Origin of the sequence: Psychroserpens sp. Hel_I_66 (assembly GCF_000799465.1) — a bacterium.
Taxonomy (GTDB): domain Bacteria; phylum Bacteroidota; class Bacteroidia; order Flavobacteriales; family Flavobacteriaceae; genus Psychroserpens.
The window spans coordinates 790,095-806,143 of sequence record NZ_JUGU01000001.1; the positions used below are offsets into that span (position 1 = coordinate 790,095).

Sequence of the window (16,049 nt, forward strand, 5' to 3'; positions counted from 1 at the left end):
TTTAGTTTTGTGTTTTTACTTTTGATAAAGAACGTGATTTTTTCATAACCTTTTCAATAGGAACGACTAAATCTCTAATAATTTGCTCACCAAAATTATTATCTATCAACGCAACAATGATGTATTTTCTTTTTGGTCCCCAAACGAGTGCAGAGTCTGCATGCCAGTTTTTCCAAGATCCAGATTTTCTATAGATGGTAGCCTTAGGCGCGATTTTATCTAAGGTATTAACGAATTTGTGATGCAATGCAGGATCTTTCATGATATCGAGCATTTCTTCGGAACTTTCAGTGCTCACTAAATTTCCTAACGCTAACTGATAATAAAATCGGCACACCTGCTTTGCAGTAGCAGCGTGGCTTAAACCTTTGAGAGGTTCGGGATGTCTTCTTCCGCCAGCTGCATAACGCTTTCCTACCCAAAGTCCACCACCAGATTCTTCATCATATAATTTGTTTTGAGGGGAACGAAGAACAGCTTCAATTTTTTCATAACCCAAACGGTCTATCATTCTTGTAGAAGCTTGGTTATTGGATTTACTGATCATTAATCTTAAATCTTTTTCAATAACATCGGTATATTCTAGCTCACCTTTATCAATCGCATCCATAGCAGCTAACAAAATTGCTATTTTAGGCAAACTGGCAGCATACATCATGTGATCATCATTAATACCTGCATATTTGAATTCTCCTTCTTTGCTTAGGTCAACAATACCAATAGACATCAATTTATTTACAGCTAAACCACGCCAAATAGCATTGGAATAAATTTCCTTTTCAAGTAATTGTTGTAATTCTTTATTTTCGATTTCTGCTAAAGTATCAATATCCTCAATACTTTCCATAGGTAAAGCATCTTGACCCCAAACAATTGAAGTAAAAAGAAATAAAAACAAATAAGATTGAATTCTCATAAATATGGTTTTAATAATAAGTTGCATCACCTTGCTTAACACGCAAAAGATATGCCATTATTAGTATAGTCAATTTAGGGGAAATTATAAAACTTATTGACTTATTTAGTTAAAGAACGAGGACTAAACTGTCTCGTTTTTGCTTTATTAATGACTTTTTCTACAGGGACAACTAAACTTCTTATTATTTGTTCTCCATTAGGATCATCAACTAATGCTACTAAAATATAGCGACGATTTGGATCTTTTCCCCAAACAAGAATGGAATCTGAGTGATAGTTTTTCCAAGAACCAGATTTTCTAAATAATTTAGCTTCTGGTGCAATTTGCTCGATTGTATTTACAAATTTATGATGAAGTTCTGGATTTCCCATTATGGATAACATTTGGGTAGAACGTTTTTTATTCACCAATTTACCGTTAGCCAATAAATAATAATAACGACAAACTTGGTTTACCGTCGCAGAGTGGCTTAAATTCTTTAAAGGCTCTCTATTGGTATCTCCACCATCACCGTATCGTTTTCCAACCCATAATCCGCCACCTTGTTTTTTATCATAAAACATATATTTTGGATCTGTCATGACTGCTTCTATTTTTTTATAGCCAACACGATCAATCATTCGTGTTGAGGCAGCGTTATTAGACTTGCTAATCATCAAGCGCATGTCATCCTTAATGTCTTTAGTTTCTTTTAATTCCCCTTTATCAATCGCATCCATAGCAGCTAATAAAATCGCAATTTTTGGTAAACTTGCAGCATACATCATATGGTTTCCGTTGATACTTGCAAATCTCACATCATTAGGACTGCTAAGATCAACAATACCAACAGCCATTTTTTTCTGGGAAGTTAAAAGTTGCCACTCAGGATTTTTATTGATTTCGTACTCTAAAAGTGATTGTAAATCCCTGTCGGAAAGTTGCTTTAGAGGCTTTAGTTTAGAATCATTTTGATTAATTGGTAGACCGCTTTGACCATTTAAGTTCACAAAACAGCCAACACAGAGAAATACTACTAAAAAAAAGTGCTTCATAGAAATCAAGTTATCACATAAATTAGCCAAAATTAGATAATAAATGAATTGCTAGGTTGTTAAATTTTAGGTGTGAACGAAAATAAATTATTGAGCAAAAACAATTGTTTCTATAGGATTTTCTATAAAAATTGTTAAAAACGTAAAATATGTTCGATTAAATTCTGCTTATAACGGTATATTACCATGCTTACGTTTTGGACTTTCAACAACTTTATCTTTTAACATTGCGAAAGCTTTGATCAATTTTCTTCTTGTATCCTTCGGAAGGATGACTTCGTCAATAAAACCACGTTCGGCAGCACTGTATGGGTTGGCAAAAAGGTCAGCGTATTCTGCTTCTTTTTCTTTTAGTTTAGCGTCTTTATCTTCCGAAGCATTAATCTCTTTTTTGAAGATAATTTCCGCAGCACCTTTAGCTCCCATAACCGCGATTTCTGCACTTGGCCATGCAAAATTGATATCGCTACCAATGTGTTTGGAGTTCATAACATCATACGCTCCTCCATAGGCTTTTCTGGTAATCACAGTAATTCTAGGTACAGTTGCTTCACTAAATGCATAGAGTAATTTTGCACCGTGAACGATGATGCCATTCCATTCTTGATCAGTTCCTGGTAAAAATCCTGGTACATCCTCAAGTGTCAACAACGGAATATTAAATGCATCACAAAAACGTACAAAACGTGCAGCTTTTTTAGAACTGTTCACATCAAGAACTCCAGCTAAATACATGGGCTGATTGGCAATAATGCCAATACTTCTCCCACCTAATCTGGCAAAACCTACAATGATATTCTCTGCATGATCCTTATGGATTTCATAAAATGAATCTTTATCAATAATTCCCTTAATAACATCATGCATATCATAAGGTTTGTTTGCATTATCTGGGATGATATTAGATAATTCGTCACGCACTTCCTCTTTTAGTTCAAAAGGTAAAAGGGGAGTGGTTTCTTTATTATTTTGCGGTAAATAGCTTAATAATGATTTCAAATCCTCAAGGCATTCCACATCATTTGAAGACGTTTTATGTGCAACTCCAGATTTTGTAGAGTGTGTACTTGCGCCACCAAGTTCTTCCGAAGTAACGGTTTCATTGGTTACCGTTTTTACCACGTTTGGTCCAGTCACAAACATATAACTGGTTTGCTCCACCATTAATGTAAAATCAGTCATGGCAGGAGAATATACTGCTCCACCAGCACAAGGTCCCATAATTGCAGAGAGCTGTGGGATCACACCAGAGGCTTGCACATTACGATAAAAAATATCTGCGTAACCGCCAAGAGAGCGTACACCTTCTTGAATACGAGCACCTCCTGAATCATTTAAACCAATAATTGGCGCACCAACCTTAACAGCCAAATCCATCACTTTGCAAATTTTTTCTGCATGCGTTTCAGAAAGTGAGCCACCAAAAACCGTAAAATCCTGGGCAAAAATGTAGATTAATCGTCCGTTTATGGTGCCATAACCAGTAACAACACCATCGCCATAAAAGACCTGTTTGTCCATCCCGAAACTTTTTGTACGGTGCGTGACCAATGCGCCAATTTCTTCAAAAGAATTATCGTCCAAGAGATACATGACCCGCTCTCTGGCTGTTAATTTCTTTTTAGCATGTTGCTTATCTATTCTTTCTTGTCCGCCACCCAAATAGGCTTTGTTTAATCTATCGTTAAGGTTTTTTATTTTATCGTCCATAAAATGGTGTGTTGTAGCATTGTTTTTATTGAGTTATGACTGCGACTAAAATTAATTAGGAACTCGCAACTGTTTCTCCTCGTCATTAAAATGTTTAAGTGCAATTAGAGCAGCAATCTTAGCTTCTTTTTCGTGTTGCAATTTCATTTTTTCTGCGGAAAAATACTTTTTCACAAAATGGGTGTCAAAGTTCCCACTTCGGAAAGCGTCGTGCTCACATACAAAAGTCCCGAAAGGTAACGTCGTCTCAATGCCTTTAATGTCATAATCGCTAATGGCTTGTTTCATTAACGAAATGGCCTCGTCACGCGTATTTCCGTAGGTAATCAATTTTGAAATCATTGGATCGTAATAAATGGGTATCTCCATACCTTCCTCAAACCCGTTGTCTACTCTAATCCCTTTTCCTTCAGGAAGTTTGTAAGTTTCTAAAGTACCTACACTTGGTAAGAAATCATTTAGAGGATCTTCTGCGTAAACGCGTAGTTCTAGAGCATGACCGGTAATCTTTAAATCCTTTTGTTGCATTGGGAGTTTCTCACCATTGGCCACTTTGATCTGCAATTCTACGAGATCTGTATTTGTGATAATTTCACTAACAGGATGTTCTACCTGTAACCGTGTATTCATTTCCAGAAAATAGAAATTGTGATGCTCGTCCAGTAAAAATTCTACAGTACCTGCACCAACATAATCACAAGCTTTTGCGACATTTACAGCAGCTTCACCCATTTTAGATCGCAATTCTGGCGTTAAAACACTAGATGGTGCTTCTTCAACTACTTTTTGATGACGACGCTGAATGCTGCATTCTCGCTCGAATAAATGAATGTAATTACCATGAGTATCTGCCATAACCTGAATTTCAATATGACGTGGCGAAGCGACATATTTTTCTATAAATACAGAGCCATCGCCAAAGGCATTTACAGCCTCACTTATCGCTCGATCCATTTGAGATTCGAATTCAGATTCTTTTTCAACGATACGCATGCCTTTTCCTCCACCTCCTGCAGAGGCTTTAATAAGAATAGGAAAACCGATATTTGCTGCAATTTTTTTAGCGTCGGCGATATCTGTAATGGCTTCATCTGTTCCTGGAACCATTGGGATGTTATAGCTTTTTACCGCATCCTTTGCAGCAAGTTTGCTTCCCATAATGCGAATGGCATGAGATTTAGGCCCAATAAAAATGATATTGTTTTGTTCACAAGCTTCTGCAAAGTCTGCGTTTTCACTTAAAAAACCATAACCAGGATGAATGGCATCTACATTTAAACTTTTAGCAACTTCAATAATTTTATTTCCTAATAAATAGGATTTATTTGAAGGGGCTTCTCCAATTAAAACTGCTTCATCTGCAAATTTTACGTGAGGCGATTGTCTATCTATTGTGGAGTAAACTGCAACGGTTTTAATGCCCATTTTCTTTGCGGTCTTCATGACACGTAAAGCGATTTCTCCTCGATTTGCTACTAGTATTTTTTTGATCATTTTATTCAAACTCTATTAACAATTGATTTTTGTCTACAGCATCCCCTTTTTCTACTGAAATGGATTTAATAACACCATCTCTAGGCGAGGTCAAAACGTTTTCCATTTTCATGGCTTCCAAAATTAAAAGTGTGTCGTTTTCTTTGATTTCTTGGCCTATTTTTATATTAATCTCAAGTATAAGTCCTGGCATTGGCGCTTTGATCTCATCAACTAATTTAGAGCTACCAATCTCAAAGCCCATATCTTTAATCAATAAGTCTAATTCATTATTAATATGTACGTTATAAACGTTATTGTTAACTTTTACTTGATATGTTTTTTTGTTTAATTCTGAAGAAACTATTTCAGCTTTGTATGACGTGTTTTCATGTAAAACATGATATGAATTTTTTGAAGTTGTAATAGCATTGAGTTTGGAAATTTCAGTATCTGAAATGTCAAAATCAAATGATTCATTGACATTTATTTTGTACGATTTACTCATAAAATAGGTTTTATTTAAAAGCAAAGATAGTGAAATATAACGTTTTCGTAAACGTGATTATAGCCTATACTTATAATAGAATGTTAAATGTTTTCAGGATTAAAATGAGAATTCTCTTGATGTTTTTTAATGGCTTTATGGGATAGAATAATACCCAGGATTAGAGATAAAAAAGCACCAATCCAGATACCCGGAATAAAATCTATAAACAAGAAGAAATCATAAAAACCATGAAATGTCACAGCAAGCAATAACCCTAAAAGATTGAGCACTATTCTGTTCTTTGAAAACTTAGCTTTGCCCATAAAATAACCCATTAAAATCCCGAAAGTAGCATGAGCAGGCACAGCAGTAAACGCTCTTAATATACCTGTGACATAACCGCTTTCTAAAACGTAAAACACATTCTCGGTTGCAGCAAATCCCATAGATACCATGACCGCATACATGATACCATCAAAAGGCTCATTAAATGCTTTTTTGGGTTGGGCAAAAAACCTAACAAAGATATATTTACTAAATTCCTCAGTCAAGCCAACCACCAGAAAGGCTTTTACAAATTGCTGTGGTACACTAAATGGATCGTCCAGTGGTAAAACGATGTCCAATCCAAAATAGATAATCGTGGTAATGATAATACTTATAACAGCTCCCAAAAGAAAACTTGCCAGCAATAAACGCTTTGGTTCTTTATCATATTTATCTTTAAAATAAACATATAATATTATGGCAAAGACTGGAAAAACAGCAAGTAGAAGTAAATTTATCATCGTTAAAATAGTGGGAATTATTAGGTAATCTCGTCTAAAATAGCTTCAATAATTTGTTCATAGTATGACTTATTAGATGGGATTAAGTGATTATTCTCTCCAATTTGATCTAGAATATCATGAAACTCTAACATAGAAACGAATTTCAAATCTTCGACTTCTTCTTTCTGTGGAATAAAATGAGATATTTTTAAAGTAGTTTCTACTATAAAAGTATGATGAAATTCATTATCGATCATTCCGTTGGGATAGGATTGGAAACATTCAAAAACACCGATCTTTATCAATTCATCTTCGGTAATACCAACTCCTATTTCTTCCTTAGCTTCCCTAACAGCAGCTTGCTCTGGAGTTTCTCCCGCATCAATATGTCCTGCTACCGAAACATCCCATAGTAACGGACGAATAGCTTTTGAAGCTGCGCGCTGTTGGAGCAGAATATTTCCTTCCGAAGTAAAAAACCAAACGTGTGCGGTATTGTGTAAATGACCTTTACTGTGAATTTCAGACTTAGGGACAGATGTTCCAGTTGGATTTCCATCTTTGTCTACGATGTCAATATATTCTTCCATATTATAAAAGCCTCCTGCACTTCGACTAAGCTCAGTGATCAAAGGAGGCTTTGTATTTGTATTAGTCTCTTTTTAAAATCTATTCAAAATAGGAAAATGTTTCGCCATCCTTAATTTTGAGCAAGGTCTCGTAAATCATTTTAATCACATTTTCAACATCATCGCGATGTACCATTTCAACTGTGGTATGCATGTAACGTAATGGTAATGAAATTAATGCAGATGCAACTCCACCATTGCTATATGCAAAAGCATCGGTATCTGTCCCTGTTGCTCTAGATAGTGCAGAACGTTGAAAAGGTATCTTCTTAGCCTCTGCGGTATCTATAATCAAGTCACGTAATTTTTGCTGTACAGCAGGAGCATAAGCTACCACAGGACCTTTGCCAATTTCTAAATGACCTTGTTTTTTCTTCTCGATCATTGGTGTTGTGGTGTCGTGCGTCACATCTGTAACTATCGCCACATTTGGTTTGATACGATCGGTAATCATTTGTGCTCCACGAAGACCAATTTCTTCTTGTACAGAATTGGTAACGTATAGTCCAAAAGGTAATTTTTTCTTATTTTCCTTAAGTAAACGAGCCACTTCAGCAATCATAAAACCGCCCATTCTATTGTCTAAAGCGCGACACACGAATTTGTCTTCATTTAAGATATGAAAGGTGTCTGGATACGTAATCACGCAACCAACGTGTACGCCAAGTTTTTCAACTTCTTCTTTGGTTGCACAACCACAGTCAATAAATATGTTATCTGGTTTTGGTGCTTCTTCTTTAGATTTATTTCTTGTGTGAATTGCTGGCCAGCCAAAAACACCTTTTACAATCCCGTTTTTTGTGTGGATATTTACAATTTTACTAGGTGCGATTTGGTGATCGCTTCCGCCATTTCTAATCACATAAATCAATCCGTTGTCCGAAATATAATTTACATACCAGGAAATCTCATCTGCATGTCCCTCAATCACAACTTTATACTTTGCTTTTGGGTTAATCACGCCAACAGCAGTTCCGTAGGTATCGGTTATAAACTCATCAACGTAAGGTTTAAGATAGTCCATCCATACGTTTTGTCCGTCCCATTCATAACCCGTTGGAGCAGCATTATTGAGGTATTTTTCTAGAAAATCGAGTGATTTTTTATTAAGGATACTTTTTTTAGCCATAAGTGTTTTGATATTTGTATTTCTGTAAAAATAGCGAGTATTATTATCTTTTTTATGACTTCGGAAAATTTTTTTGTAACAAATTGAACTATTTTTACACTTATACCACAATATAATTTAACTAAATACACTACTGATGAAATTAGTCATTAATAATCTTACAAAAACATATAAAAATGGCGTAAAAGCCATTGATGATTTAAATCTTGAAATTGGAACAGGAATGTTTGGCCTTTTGGGACCAAACGGAGCAGGTAAATCATCACTTATGAGAACCATTGCAACGTTGCAAAGTCCAGATTCTGGATCAATTATGTTTGGAGACATTAATGTTTTGGAAGATAAAATGGCATTGAGAAAGATTTTAGGTTATTTGCCACAGTCTTTTGGGGTGTATCCTAAAATGTCTGCGGAAGCTTTATTAGACTATTTCGCAACCTTAAAAGGTGTCAGCTCCAAAACCGATAGGCAAGCTTTGGTAAAAGAAGTTTTGGAGATAACGAATTTGTATGACGTTCGTAAAAAGCATGTTGCAGGATATTCTGGCGGAATGAAACAGCGTTTTGGAATTGCCCAACTGCTTTTAAACAACCCTAAATTAATTATTGTAGATGAGCCAACAGCAGGTTTAGATCCAGCAGAAAGACACCGTTTTTTAAACGTGCTCAGAGAAGTTGGAACCAATTGCACGGTAATTTTCTCAACTCATATCGTTGAAGATGTAAAAGAACTTTGTAATGATATGGCGATTTTAAATGGTGGACGTATTTTAAAACAAGGAACGCCATCTGGCGTTAGAAAAGATTTAATAGGAAAAATTTGGACTAAAATTATTGAACGTGATGATTTAGAACAGAACGAAGCCAAATACAACGTATTATCATCAAATTATAATGAAGATAATACCTTAAATATAAGAGTTTATGCAGATGATCAACCAGATTTTGACTTTGTAAACTCAGAACCACAATTAGACGATGTGTACTTTATAGCCTTAAAATATGATGAACCTGTTTTGAGCTAATTTTATTTATAACTATTAAAAAAAGTACATTATGTTTTCTACTATATTTTTACATGAAATAAAATATTGGGTCAAAAAACCAGCATTTTATGTCTATATGGCAATTTTCTTTGCTTTGTCTTTATTTCTATCTGCTACTACTGCAGGATTATTTGATAGCATTACAGCAACAACGGGATCTTCAAGAATTGTAAATTCTCCAAGTGGAGTAACAGGTCTCTTTAATGGGTTGTCTGTATTTATTTTCTTTTTGTTTCCTTCAATTATTGGTGTTTCGGTATATCGGGATTATAAAAGTGAAATGCACACTATTTTATATTCTTATCCATTTACAAAAGGAAGCTATCTATTTGCCAAGTTTTTTAGTTCTATCTTGATAGTGACCTGCATTGTTTTGGTCATAGCTATTGGGATGTTTATAGGTTTTAGGTTACCAGGAACAAACTCTGAATTGATTGTAGCTTTTGACCTTAAATCTTATTTTAATGCCTATTGGTTATTTATCTTACCTAATATTCTACTTTTTGGTGCTATTGTATTTGCAGTGGTCACCTTCACTAGAAATATTGCAGCAGGATTTATAACTGTGATCTTATTATTGTTCGTGCAAGGTGTGACAGATAGTCTATTATCTGATCCAGATAGTAGATATCTTGCAGGCTTGCTGGACCCATTTGGAGGAGCAGCTGCAAATTATTATACAAGATACTGGACAGTTTCAGAGCAAAATGAACTCCATATTCCCATAAAAGAATTGATACTTTACAACCGTTTATTGTGGTTGGGAGTGGCGAGTGTTGTGTTTGGTTTGGTATATTATTTCTTTCAGTTTAGTCAAAATGCTATTAGTTTTTCTTTATTCCGAAGAGAAAAAGGAGAACGTTCTACAAAGCGCAATTTTGGTGGGATTACACGAATTAATCTTCCGAAGGTAAACTTTGATTATTCTTTTCTTCAGAATTTAAAAACCACATGGAAACTCTCTAACATCGATTTTAAATATATAGCGAAAAGCTGGCCTTTTATCTGTATTGTTCTAGTAGGTTTAATTATTGTTTTAATTGCACTCGCCGATGTTGGAAACCCTTATGCAACTTCAACGTATCCAAAAACTTGGCGAATGCTTAGAGGAGGAGGCGCTTTTGTGATTTCTATAAACATTTGTACGTTCTTGTATGCGGGAATGTTGGTTAATAGAAGTAAAACAAGTAGAATTAATGGATTGATTGATGTAACTCCTGTTCCAAACTGGACGTTGTTTCTTTCTAAATTTGTCGCCATCATAAAAATGCAGGTTTTATTACTTGCAGTAATCATGGTTGCGGGAATCCTCTTTCAAATTTACAGTGGTTATTATGATTTTGAGATTGGATTATACATCAAGGAATTGTTTGGTCTCAAATTGATTAATTATGTGATCTGGGCATTCTTAGCTCTGGCGATTCAAACATTAATTAGAAATCCTTATTTGGGACTATTCGTTTTAATTGTAATTTCAATTGGGATTCCGTTATTGTCTTTGGCAGGTGTTGAGCAATCCATTTTTAAATATAACGAAGGTCCGGGTTTTAGATATAATGATATGAACGGATACGGTGATTCATTAGGTCGTTACTTATTGTACAAGAGCTACTGGGTTTTAGCAGGATTGCTATTGTTTGTAGTAACTGCTTTGTTTTGGGTTCGTGGATTGCCACACTCTTATAAAGAACGTTTGTCTATTGCTAAATCTAGATTTACAAAACCTGTCGCTATTACAACAGTAGTGTTGTTTGCTGCATTTATTTCTTTGGGGTATAGTATTTTTAAAGAAACCAATATTGATAATGTGCGCTATTCTTCAAAAGAAGTTGAAAAACTTCAGGTAGAGTGGGAGAAGACCTATAAAAAGTTTGAGAATTATGCTCAGCCAAGAATCGTTGCGGTAAAAAATGATGTTCAAATTTTTCCGAAGAAAAGAAATTTTGAAGCTTCTGGAGAGTATGTTTTGGTTAATAAAACCAATGAAACGATTGATAGCATCTTTTTAAGCCATAATGCTTACCCAAGTACATTTGAATTTGATCGCGCCAATTCGCTCGTAAAAGAAGATACCATTTATGATTTTGATATTTATGAGTTAAAAAAACCGATGGTTCCCGGTGATACGATGAAACTTCATTTTAAAATTAAAAATGAGCCTAATACATTGATTAGTAATAATTCTCCAGTTGTCTTTAATGGTACATTTATGAATAATATGGAATTATTCCCAAGTTTGGGATATTCTACTGGTCGAGAACTTACGGATGATAAAACCCGTAAAAAATATGATTTGCCACCAAATAAATTGAGACCGCAACCAAGTGATTCTACAGCTTTAGGGAATACCTATATATCTAAAGATAGTGATTGGATTGATTTTGAAACTACGGTAAGCACGAGTGAAGATCAAATTGCCATTGCTCCTGGATATTTACAAAAAGAATGGGTAGAGGATGGTCGAAGGTATTTCCATTATAAAATGGATAGCAAAATCTTAAATTTTTACGCATATAATTCCGCAGAGTACGAAGTGAAACGCGATAAGTGGAATGATGTCGATCTTGAGATTTACTATCACAAAGGACATGAATACAACTTAGAACGTATGATGCGAGGTATGAAAGCTTCTTTGGAATATAATACCGAGAATTTTAGTCCGTATCAACACAGGCAATTGCGTATTGTAGAATTCCCGAGTGGTGGGTTTGCGCAGTCCTTTCCAAACACAATCCCATTTGGGGGAGATACAGGTTTTATCGCAGATGTTGACGATAGTGAAGAAGGCGGTATTGATTACACTTATGCCATAACAGTTCACGAAGTTGCACACCAATGGTGGGCACATCAAGTCATTGGAGCAGACGTTTTGGGAGCGACGATGTTATCTGAAAGTTTATCAGAATACGTGTCCTTAAAAGTGCTTGAAAAAGAACTTGGAAAACCTCAAATGCGTAAATTCTTAAAGAAATCCTTGGACGATTATTTAACACAAAGAACATTTGAGAGTAAGCGCGAAAACGCATTAATGTACAATGACGGTCAAGGGTATATTAGATATCAAAAAGGATCTCTGGTGTTCTATGCCATGAGCGATTATATAGGAGAAAAAACCTTAAATAATGCGCTCAAAACCTATGTGGAGAAAGTGAAATTTCAAGAGCCGCCATATACGTCCTCAATTGATATGGTAGATCATATTAGGGCAGTCACGCCAGATAGTTTACAGTATGTCATCAAGGATATGTTTGAAACCATCACACTTTACGATAATAGAATTGTTGATGTATCTTCTACGGAAATGGATAATGGCAAGTACAAAGTAGACATAGAATTTAACGTTAGTAAATACAGAAACGACGAAAAAGGAAAACGGTATTTTTCTGAAGAAGGTCGCGATTCCATCACCTTTTTACCCGAAGGAAAAGAGAAGCCATTACTCTCTGTAAAACTTGAAGATTATATAGATATTGGGATTTTTACTGAAGATGATATCGACGAAAAAAAGAAAGAACGCATCTTATATTTAAAGAAACATAAAATCACACAAATCAATAATAAGATTTCAATAATTGTTGATGAGAAACCAACCGAAGTTGGAGTAGATCCTTTTAATATTTTGATAGATACTCGAAGTGATGATAATAGGCAGAAGCTTTGATGATTAAAATTCAAATTAAAGACCTGTTGAATTAAAACCAACAGGTCTTTTTTATGCCCATTTCCGAAGAAAAAACCAACAAATCACAATATTAATATGATTTTAAGGGTTTACAATCTGTAAATAATTAATTTTGCATCGTATTTGGAATAGTTTTGGATAATTACCTACCTATGAATCGACTGTTTTACATTTTACTCTGTTTTCCACTGATGCTCACAGCACAAATAGAACCTGTGGTGCAGGACTCTACCGTTGTAGAATATATTCTGGTAGATGGCGATTCCATTCCAAAAACAGCCATAGATCTCAATGAAGTTTTACTCTTGCACAAACTCAAATTCGCAAGTAAAGAAGATCGTATCACCTACTTGATTTTAAAACGAAAAACACTTAAGGTCTACCCATACGCTAAATTGGCTGCAGATCGTTTGACTACTTTGTCTGAGCGTTTAGAAAAGCTAGAGAGTAAACGTGCAAAGAAAAAATACGCCAAAAAAATACAGAAATATATTGAAGATGAGTTTTCTGCGGAATTAAAGAAACTCACCAGAACCGAAGGACAGATTCTTGTAAAGTTGATCCATCGCCAAACCGGAAACACAACCTTTGATCTCATCAAAGAGTTACGAAGCGGTTGGCGAGCATTTTGGTTCAATACCACTGCTAGCCTATTTGATATTTCGTTGAAAGAAGAATTCAATCCAATGGAAGTGAAAGAGGATTTTTTGATCGAGGATATTTTGGAAAGAGCATTTCAAAACAGGCAATTAGAACGTCAAAAGCCAGCAATTGATTTTGATTTTTATGACCTAACCGATAAATGGCTTAACAATAAAGCTACTGCAGAAAACAAAAATTAATGCGTATCCAAACTCCTTTTGAAGAACGGTTAAACGCATGGAGTCACGGTATAGGAGCTGCACTAGGCATTTTGGGATTAATACTATTGGTCTTTACCTTAAAATCTCAAACGCCATATGCACTTTTTAGTGTGATCGTTTATGGCTTGTCAATCATTATTTTGTTTCTCGCCTCAACATTTTACCATGCGGTTAAAGGAGAAAAGCGTAAACACTATTTTAGAATTGTAGATCATATTAGCATCTATTTACTAATTGCAGGAACTTACACACCCGTTTTGTTAATTACCTTACCAGATAGTCTCGGTTGGACGCTCTTTTGGGTTGTTTGGGGAATTGCTGCTTTTGGCGTGGTTTTGAAATTATTTTTTACAGGACGTTTTGAGACGTTTTCGACGTTGTTGTATTTGGTAATGGGTTGGCTCATCGTTTTTGATTTTTCTACTTTAGCTGAGCGTATGCCATCCAACGGACTTTTTTTGTTATTCGCAGGAGGTGCTTTTTACACAATAGGCATTCTCTTTTATGCCATTGATAAAATTCCATACAATCATGTGATTTGGCACATATTTGTCTTGGGTGGTGCGATTTGTCACTTTTTTATGGTGTACGGTTATGTGATCTAACGTCTTATTTAATTCTAATTGATTGCGTAGTAAATGATAACCCTTGCTTGCCCATTGTAGAATTCATGACACCTTCAAAAAAAGGTTCAGGACAATTATTTGGTATGCTCCATTCAAAAATGAAATTAGAACCTGTACCACCTTCAACGTCAACTTCATCTATTATAATTTCGGTGGTTTCTAAAGGTGCTAAATAAATAGGCTTATCAAAATATGTTTTTAAAAGTGTACCATGTGTGTCGTAGTAAGCAGCTTTAGTTAAGTAGATGGTATCTGTGTCGCTAACATTTCTTAAACTGGCCATTGCAGTTAAGTTATGAGTTCTATGTTGTGAAATGCTATAAATTTGAGAATAAATAGACAAATAAGATTTACCAGAATTTAAAGAATCACTCAAAGCTATTTTTACCTGTCGTTTATTCCAGTTTTCTTCGTGGATATCTTCGGTTTCGGTTGCTGTTTCACAACTTAGAAATATCATGCTAATAAGTAAAAAAAAGGCTGCTGATTTCAATGTATTAAGGCTTTAAATTAATCTAATGACTAAGATATTGTTATTTCTTATAAGTAGCACTAAAATGAAAAGATAACTTTTTATACATGTTGGTCTATCAATATAGCATTACCATCTGGATCAAGAACAACAAAGCTTGCTGGACCAGAGGTTGCTTCATCTGCTTCGGTTTGTAATGTGATATCTTTAGATTTTAAATGTTTTTGAATTGCTCTTACATCATCAAACGCATCCAATGCATTTGCATTTTCATCCCAACCAGGATTAAAGGTTAGAATATTATTTTCAAACATGCCTTGAAATAAGCCAATCAAAGAATTTCCGTTTTTCATGATGAGATAATTATTTTCTAATTGTCCAGCAAAAACCTTAAAACCTAAAGTTTCGTAAAATGCTTTGGAGGCTTTGATATCTTTAACTGCTAAACTAATGGAGAATGCGCCTAGTTTCATAAGTGTATTTTTAAAATTAACTGTTTAAAGATATAAATTAATCTTCTAAAATATCTCGATATTCCTCAAAGAACAATTCAAATTGATGCATTGTTTCGTTAAAAAATACCATTACTTCTCGCCATGTATTCTTATTGTGAATGGACACTTTTTGCTCAAGAGGCACGAAGATTCTTGAGATTTCCTTACCATTTTCTAGAAAGTATTCTTCTTTAAAAATGACTTCGGAAATATAATCACTCACCAAAATCGATTTTAAAGACTGTAATTTCTCCCAATACTTGATTCGGTTTTCTAGATCATCCTCAAGATCTAAAGCGACAAGTGCAGTTTTATTGTCAAAATGAAATTTAAACGAAAAGCCTTTGATTTTTGTATCATAAAGAATCCATTTTCTAGGAAAGGACTTCCCGAAACTTGTCCAAAATTCCTGTCTTAATTGGCGACTTTCTTCTTTTGAGAACATTTGTATTTATTAATTGATTTTTTATCTTGGCCAAAAGATATAAAGAAAATAAATTATTAGAAATAGTTCAACTAGGTTCAATATCCTTTTATTTTTTATGATTACGAAAAACAAATAGTCAATAAAAATTCCAATTATTCCAATTATCACAAAAACAATCATTACAATAAATTTTAGACCATATGGATCTTGTGAGATTGTTTTATGAAAAACAAAAATTATTGGAAATATTGTTATTAGTAATATGGAAAAAACTAATAAACATGTT

15 protein-coding genes are annotated in these 16,049 nt (G+C 34.6%); 4 read left to right on the top strand and 11 right to left on the bottom strand.

Features of this window, described 5'->3' with window-relative positions; all coding sequences use genetic code 11:
* Position 1: 1 nt before the first annotated feature.
* The 8 genes from GQ40_RS03640 to GQ40_RS03675 form a co-directional block, all read right to left on the bottom strand.
* Positions 2–916: a serine hydrolase gene (locus GQ40_RS03640; protein ID WP_047551386.1), complete on the bottom strand. Its 915-nt coding sequence runs from the start codon at positions 914–916 to the stop codon at positions 2–4.
* Positions 917–1,017: 101 nt separating this feature from the next.
* Positions 1,018–1,953, bottom strand: coding sequence for a serine hydrolase (locus GQ40_RS03645; protein WP_047545838.1), 936 nt, complete (start codon positions 1,951–1,953; stop codon positions 1,018–1,020).
* 168 nt (positions 1,954–2,121) lie between these two features.
* Positions 2,122–3,663: an acyl-CoA carboxylase subunit beta gene (locus GQ40_RS03650; RefSeq protein ID WP_047545840.1), complete on the bottom strand. Its 1,542-nt coding sequence runs from the start codon at positions 3,661–3,663 to the stop codon at positions 2,122–2,124.
* Between the two features lie 51 nt (positions 3,664–3,714).
* A complete protein-coding gene (accC, locus tag GQ40_RS03655; RefSeq protein ID WP_047551389.1) occupies positions 3,715–5,154 on the bottom strand; it encodes an acetyl-CoA carboxylase biotin carboxylase subunit in 1,440 nt (479 codons plus the stop codon).
* 4 nt (positions 5,155–5,158) lie between these two features.
* Positions 5,159–5,644: an acetyl-CoA carboxylase biotin carboxyl carrier protein subunit gene (locus GQ40_RS03660; protein ID WP_047545843.1), complete on the bottom strand. Its 486-nt coding sequence runs from the start codon at positions 5,642–5,644 to the stop codon at positions 5,159–5,161.
* 83 nt (positions 5,645–5,727) lie between these two features.
* Complete coding sequence (locus GQ40_RS03665; protein ID WP_047551391.1) at positions 5,728–6,411, bottom strand: PrsW family intramembrane metalloprotease; 684 nt, start codon at positions 6,409–6,411, stop codon at positions 5,728–5,730.
* A gap of 23 nt (positions 6,412–6,434) precedes the next feature.
* A complete protein-coding gene (locus GQ40_RS03670; protein ID WP_231565539.1) occupies positions 6,435–7,028 on the bottom strand; it encodes an NUDIX hydrolase in 594 nt (197 codons plus the stop codon).
* A 37-nt stretch (positions 7,029–7,065) separates the two neighbouring features.
* The gene (locus tag GQ40_RS03675; RefSeq protein ID WP_047545845.1) at positions 7,066–8,154 is read right to left on the bottom strand and encodes a M42 family metallopeptidase; all 1,089 of its coding nucleotides are present in this window, start codon (positions 8,152–8,154) and stop codon (positions 7,066–7,068) included.
* 136 nt (positions 8,155–8,290) lie between these two features.
* Here GQ40_RS03675 and GQ40_RS03680 point away from each other — a divergent pair, with 136 nt between their 5' ends.
* The 4 genes from GQ40_RS03680 to trhA all read left to right on the top strand — a co-directional run bounded on the left by GQ40_RS03680 (position 8,291) and on the right by trhA (position 14,349).
* Entirely contained in the window at positions 8,291–9,178 is an 888-nt protein-coding gene (locus tag GQ40_RS03680; RefSeq protein ID WP_047545847.1) for an ATP-binding cassette domain-containing protein, read from the top strand.
* 31 nt (positions 9,179–9,209) lie between these two features.
* On the top strand, positions 9,210–12,860 hold the full coding sequence (locus tag GQ40_RS03685) for an ABC transporter permease/M1 family aminopeptidase (RefSeq protein WP_047545849.1): 3,651 nt from the start codon (positions 9,210–9,212) through the stop codon (positions 12,858–12,860).
* 173 nt (positions 12,861–13,033) lie between these two features.
* Positions 13,034–13,723 (top strand): DUF4294 domain-containing protein, encoded by a 690-nt coding sequence (locus GQ40_RS03690; protein ID WP_047545852.1) that lies wholly within the window; start codon positions 13,034–13,036, stop codon positions 13,721–13,723.
* On the top strand, positions 13,723–14,349 hold the full coding sequence (trhA, locus tag GQ40_RS03695) for a PAQR family membrane homeostasis protein TrhA (RefSeq protein WP_047545853.1): 627 nt from the start codon (positions 13,723–13,725) through the stop codon (positions 14,347–14,349). Before GQ40_RS03690 ends, trhA begins: the two co-directional genes overlap by 1 nt.
* 4 nt (positions 14,350–14,353) lie before the next feature.
* Here the strand turns inward: trhA and GQ40_RS03700 are convergent, their stop codons facing one another.
* The 3 genes from GQ40_RS03700 to GQ40_RS03710 form a co-directional block, all read right to left on the bottom strand.
* Entirely contained in the window at positions 14,354–14,830 is a 477-nt protein-coding gene (locus GQ40_RS03700) for a DUF3124 domain-containing protein (RefSeq protein ID WP_047545855.1), read from the bottom strand.
* Positions 14,831–14,943: 113 nt separating this feature from the next.
* Positions 14,944–15,315 carry a VOC family protein gene (locus GQ40_RS03705; RefSeq protein ID WP_047545857.1) on the bottom strand — a complete coding sequence of 124 codons (372 nt, stop codon included), beginning with the start codon at positions 15,313–15,315 and terminating at the stop codon, positions 14,944–14,946.
* A 37-nt stretch (positions 15,316–15,352) separates the two neighbouring features.
* Positions 15,353–15,781: a DUF4268 domain-containing protein gene (locus GQ40_RS03710; RefSeq protein WP_047545859.1), complete on the bottom strand. Its 429-nt coding sequence runs from the start codon at positions 15,779–15,781 to the stop codon at positions 15,353–15,355.
* Between the last annotated feature and the right edge of the window lie 268 nt (positions 15,782–16,049).